The organism is Pseudomonas sp. 05N434 (assembly GCF_056396965.1).
This window is the reverse complement of sequence record NZ_JBFTMK010000343.1, coordinates 1-5,463: the sequence shown is the minus strand read 5'-3', so window position 1 is coordinate 5,463 and position 5,463 is coordinate 1. Positions and strand designations below refer to the sequence as shown.

Sequence of the window (5,463 nt, the reverse complement as noted above, 5' to 3'; positions counted from 1 at the left end):
CAATTGGCCAGGGTCAGGCCGTTGGCTGGCAACGGCAACGCCGTCTTGTAGCGCACTTGCTTGAGCGCAAAGCTCGAACGTATGTTCGCCACCCCCGGCACCTTGGTCAGGAAGTCCATCATGAAGCGCTCCAGAGACTGGATGGTCGGCACCAGCACGCGGATCAAATAGTCCGGGTCACCGGCCATCAAATAGCACTCCATCACTTCCGGGCGATCCGAAATCGCCTCTTCGAAATGCTGCAGCGCCTCTTCCACCTGCTTCTCCAGGCTGACGTGAATGAACACATTCACATGCAGCCCCAGCAAGTCGGCATCCAGCAACGTCACCTGCTCGCGAATCAGCCCTAATTCTTCCATCGCCTTGACCCGATTGAAGCACGGCGTGGGCGACAGGTTCACCGAGCGCGCGAGGTCGGCGTTGGTGATGCGCGCGTTCTCCTGAAGGCTGTTGAGAATGCCGATGTCGGTACGGTCCAGTTTGCGCATGAGACAAAAACACCTGTTTTTTATGTTTATGCAGATTTTTTATCCTCAAATGACCTCCAGCGCAACGAAACACAGAGAAATATTCTTCTTGGCCCGGCCTATGATTGTTGTAGGACAAGAATTCTTTTACCGAAGAATGACTGCCAGCTCACTACAAGAAATTCACAAGATCGAGCGTAGAAGCCATGAACCAAGCGTACGAACCGCTGCGCCTGCACGTTCCCGAACCTTCGGGCCGTCCCGGCTGCAAAACCGACTTCTCCTACCTGCATCTGACCGATGCCGGCACGGTGCGCAAACCCCCAATCGACGTAGAACCGGCCGATACCGCTGATCTGGCCAAAGGCCTGATTCGCGTGCTCGACGACCAGGGCAATGCCCTCGGCCCATGGGCTGAAGGCGTACCCGTCGAGATCCTGCGTAAAGGCATGCGCGCCATGCTCAAGACGCGGATCTACGACAACCGCATGGTGGTCGCCCAGCGCCAGAAAAAAATGTCGTTCTACATGCAGAGCCTCGGCGAAGAAGCCATCGGCAGCGCCCAGGCCCTGGCCCTGAACATCGACGACATGTGCTTCCCCACCTACCGTCAGCAAAGCATCCTGATGGCCCGCGAAGTGCCGCTGGTGGACCTGATCTGCCAACTGCTGTCCAACGAGCGCGATCCGCTCAAGGGCCGTCAGTTGCCAATCATGTACTCGGTCAAGGAAGCCGGTTTCTTCACCATCTCCGGCAACCTCGCCACCCAATTCGTCCAGGCGGTGGGCTGGGGCATGGCCTCGGCGATCAAGGGCGACACCAAAATCGCCTCGGCGTGGATCGGCGACGGTGCCACTGCTGAATCGGACTTCCACACCGCCCTCACCTTCGCCCATGTGTACCGTGCGCCGGTGATCCTCAACGTGGTCAACAACCAGTGGGCGATCTCCACGTTCCAGGCGATTGCCGGCGGTGAAGCCACCACCTTTGCCGGACGCGGCGTCGGTTGCGGCATCGCCTCCCTGCGGGTCGATGGCAACGATTTCTACGCGGTCTACGCTGCATCCGCCTGGGCTGCCGAACGCGCGCGGCGCAACCTCGGCCCGACCATGATCGAATGGGTCACCTACCGTGCCGGCCCGCACTCGACCTCCGATGATCCTTCCAAATACCGTCCTGCCGACGACTGGAGTCACTTCCCGTTGGGTGACCCGATTGCTCGCCTCAAGCAGCACCTGTTCAAAATCGGTCAGTGGTCCGAGGAGGAACACGCCGCTGTCAGCGCCGAACTGGAAGCCGAAGTGATCGCCGCGCAGAAAGAAGCCGAGCAGTACGGCACCCTCGCCGGCGGTCAGATTCCGAGCGCCGCGACCATGTTCGAAGACGTCTACAAAGAGATGCCGGAGCACTTGAAGCGCCAGCGTCAGGAGTTGGGGATCTGACATGAACGATCACAACAATAATATTCAGTTGGAAACCGCCATGACCACGACCACCATGACCATGATCCAGGCCCTGCGCTCGGCCATGGATGTGATGCTTGAGCGTGACGACAACGTCGTGGTGTTCGGTCAGGACGTCGGCTACTTCGGTGGTGTGTTCCGTTGCACCGAAGGCCTGCAGACCAAGTACGGCACCTCCCGCGTATTCGATGCACCGATCTCCGAAAGCGGCATCGTCGGCGTCGCCGTGGGCATGGGTGCTTACGGTTTGCGGCCGGTGGCCGAGATCCAGTTCGCCGACTACGTGTACCCGGCGTCGGACCAGATCATTTCCGAAGCGGCGCGCTTGCGTTATCGCTCGGCCGGCGAGTTCACCGCGCCGATGACCCTGCGCATGCCCTGCGGCGGCGGCATCTATGGCGGCCAGACTCACAGCCAGAGCATCGAGGCGATGTTCACCCAAGTCTGCGGCTTGCGCACCGTCATGCCATCCAACCCTTATGACGCTAAAGGCCTGCTGATCGCCTCCATCGAAAACGATGACCCGGTGATCTTCCTCGAGCCAAAACGCCTGTACAACGGCCCGTTCGACGGTCACCACGAGCGCCCGGTGACCCCATGGTCGAAGCACCCGGCCGCGCAAGTGCCGGACGGTTACTACACCGTGCCGCTGGATGTTGCCGCCATCACCCGTCCGGGCAAGGACGTGACCATCCTGACCTACGGCACCACGGTTTATGTGTCGCAAGTCGCCGCTGAAGAAACCGGCATCGACGCCGAAGTCATCGACCTGCGCAGCCTATGGCCGCTGGACCTGGAAACCATCGTCAAGTCGGTGAAGAAAACCGGACGCTGCGTAGTTGTTCACGAAGCGACCCGTACCTGCGGATTCGGCGCCGAGCTGGTCGCGCTGGTGCAAGAGCATTGCTTCCACTACCTGGAAGCGCCAATCGAGCGTGTGACCGGTTGGGACACCCCCTACCCGCACGCGCAAGAGTGGGCGTATTTCCCTGGTCCGTCCCGTGTGGGCGCGGCTTTGCATCGGGTTATGGAGGTCTGAATGGGCACGCACGTTATTAAAATGCCGGACATTGGCGAAGGCATTGCAGAAGTTGAATTGTCTCAGTGGCACGTCAAGGTCGGCGACATGGTCGTCGAAGATCAGGTGCTGGCCGATGTCATGACCGACAAGGCGATGGTCGACATCCCCTCGCCGGTGAACGGCAAGGTGATTGCACTGGGCGGACAGCCAGGCGAAGTCATGGCGGTCGGCAGCGTGCTGATCAGCATTGAAGTCGAAGGCGCGGGTAACGTTAAGGAATCGACTGCGCCAGCGGCTGTTGTTAAAGAAGCACCTGTGGCGGCGCCGAAAGTTGAAGCCGTCGTAGAAAGCGCACCGGCTGCAGCGGCCCCGCGTCCGGCTGCCGCTTGCCAAGGACCGATGGTCGCCCGCGAAGCCGACGAACGTCCGCTGGCCTCCCCGGCCGTGCGCAAGCATGCGTTGGACCTTGGCATTCAACTGCGCCTGGTGCGTGGCAGCGGCCCTGCCGGGCGGATTCTGCACGAAGACCTCGAAGCTTATCTGGCTCAGGGTCAGTCGAACGCATCGACGGCCACCGCCGCTTACGCCCAGCGCAACGACGAACAGCAAATCCCGGTGATCGGCATGCGCCGCAAGATCGCCCAGCGTATGCAGGACGCCACCCAGCGTGCCGCCCACTTCAGTTACGTCGAAGAAATCGACGTCACCGCCGTCGAAGAGCTGCGTGCGCACCTGAACGAAAAACACGGCGCGACCCGTGGCAAGCTGACCTTGCTGCCGTTCCTGGTGCGCGCCCTGGTCGTGGCCCTGCGCGACTTCCCGCAGATCAACGCCCGTTACGACGACGAGGCCCAGGTCATCACCCGCCTCGGCGCGGTGCATGTGGGCGTCGCCACGCAAGCCGACATCGGTTTGATGGTGCCGGTGGTGCGTCACGCCGAAGCCCGCAGCCTGTGGGACAACGCCGCGGAAATCTCCCGCCTGGCAACTGCCGCACGCACTGGCAAGGCCAGCCGCGATGAGCTGTCCGGCTCGACCATCACGCTGACCAGCCTCGGCGCCCTGGGCGGCATCGTCAGCACGCCGGTGCTGAACCTGCCGGAGGTGGCGATCGTCGGCGTGAACAAAATCGTCGAACGGCCAATGGTGATCAAAGGCCAGATCGTGATCCGCAAGATGATGAACCTCTCCAGCTCCTTCGATCACCGCGTGGTCGATGGCATGGACGCGGCGCAATTCATCCAGGCCGTTCGTGGCTTGCTCGAACAACCCGCAACGCTGTTTGTGGAGTAAGGAATGCAACAGACTCTAAATACTACGCTGCTAATCATCGGCGGCGGCCCTGGCGGCTATGTGACGGCGATCCGTGCCGGTCAATTGGGCATTTCGACCATTCTGGTGGAAGGCCAATCGTTGGGCGGCACCTGCCTGAACATCGGCTGCATTCCGTCCAAGGCGTTGATCCACGTCGCCGAACAGTTCCATCAGACACAGCACCACARCCAATACTCGGCGCTGGGCATCAGCGTATCGGCGCCGACCCTGGACATCGGCAAAAGCGTCGAGTGGAAGGACGGCATCGTTGATCGCCTGACCACTGGCGTCTCCGCGCTATTAAAGAAGCACAAGGTCCAGGTCATCCACGGCTGGGCGAAAGTGATCGACGGTAAAACCGTTGAGGTCGGCGACACGCGGATTCAGTGCGAGCACCTGGTGCTGGCCACCGGTTCGACAAGCGTCAACCTGCCGATGCTGCCGATTGGCGGGCCGATCATCTCCTCCACTGAAGCCCTGGCGCCGAAAAGCGTGCCTAAACGGTTGGTTGTGGTCGGCGGCGGTTACATCGGTCTGGAGCTGGGGATTGCTTATCGCAAGCTCGGCGCCGAGGTCAGCGTAGTCGAGGCGCAGGATCGTATTCTGCCGGCCTACGATGCCGAACTGACCCATCCGGTGYACGAAGCACTCAAACAACTCGATGTGAAGCTTTACTTGAAGCACAGCGTTGAAGGTTTTGACTCACAAAGAAATTCCCTGCAAGTTCGCGACCCGAATGGCGACATCCTGAATCTAGCAACCGATCAGGTGCTGGTGGCCGTTGGTCGCAAACCCAACACCCAGGGCTGGAACCTCGAAACCTTGAACCTGGACATGAACGGTTCGGCGATCAAGATCGACAACCGTTGCCAGACCAGCATGCGCAACGTCTACGCCATCGGCGACCTCAGCGGCGAACCGATGCTCGCCCACCGGGCCATGGCCCAGGGCGAGATGGTTGCCGAACTGATCAGCGGCAAACACCGCGAATTCAACCCGACCGCCATTGCCGCCGTGTGTTTCACCGACCCGGAACTGGTGGTGGTCGGCAAGACCCCGGACGAGGCCAAGGCTGCGGGGCTGGACTGCATCGTGTCCAGCTTCCCGTTCGCCGCCAATGGCCGGGCGATGACACTGGAGTCCAAAAGTGGCTTCGTGCGGGTCGTGGCGCGGCGTGACAATCATCTGATTATTGGCT

Annotated in this window: 5 protein-coding genes; 4 read left to right on the top strand and 1 reads right to left on the bottom strand. The window is 61.0% G+C overall.

Going from position 1 to position 5,463, the window contains the following annotated elements; genetic code table 11:
• Window positions 1-488, bottom strand: a 488-nt coding sequence (locus AC1DLB_RS20000) for a Bkd operon transcriptional regulator BkdR (RefSeq protein WP_017339472.1), incomplete at its 3' end; no start/stop codon positions are given.
• Window positions 489-673: 185 nt separating this feature from the next.
• Between AC1DLB_RS20000 and AC1DLB_RS19995 the strand changes: the two genes are divergently transcribed.
• From AC1DLB_RS19995 to lpdA, 4 genes are all read left to right on the top strand, one after another.
• On the top strand, window positions 674-1,909 hold the full coding sequence (locus tag AC1DLB_RS19995; RefSeq protein ID WP_477742950.1) for a thiamine pyrophosphate-dependent enzyme: 1,236 nt from the start codon (window positions 674-676) through the stop codon (window positions 1,907-1,909).
• Window position 1,910: 1 nt separating this feature from the next.
• A complete protein-coding gene (locus AC1DLB_RS19990) occupies window positions 1,911-2,969 on the top strand; it encodes an alpha-ketoacid dehydrogenase subunit beta (RefSeq protein ID WP_019648882.1) in 1,059 nt (352 codons plus the stop codon).
• Window positions 2,970-4,244, top strand: a complete 1,275-nt coding sequence (locus AC1DLB_RS19985; RefSeq protein WP_477742949.1) for a dihydrolipoamide acetyltransferase family protein — start codon at window positions 2,970-2,972, stop codon at window positions 4,242-4,244.
• 3 nt (window positions 4,245-4,247) lie between these two features.
• Window positions 4,248-5,463 (top strand): dihydrolipoyl dehydrogenase (gene lpdA, locus AC1DLB_RS19980; RefSeq protein WP_477785506.1); only part of this gene is annotated, 1,216 nt, incomplete at its 3' end.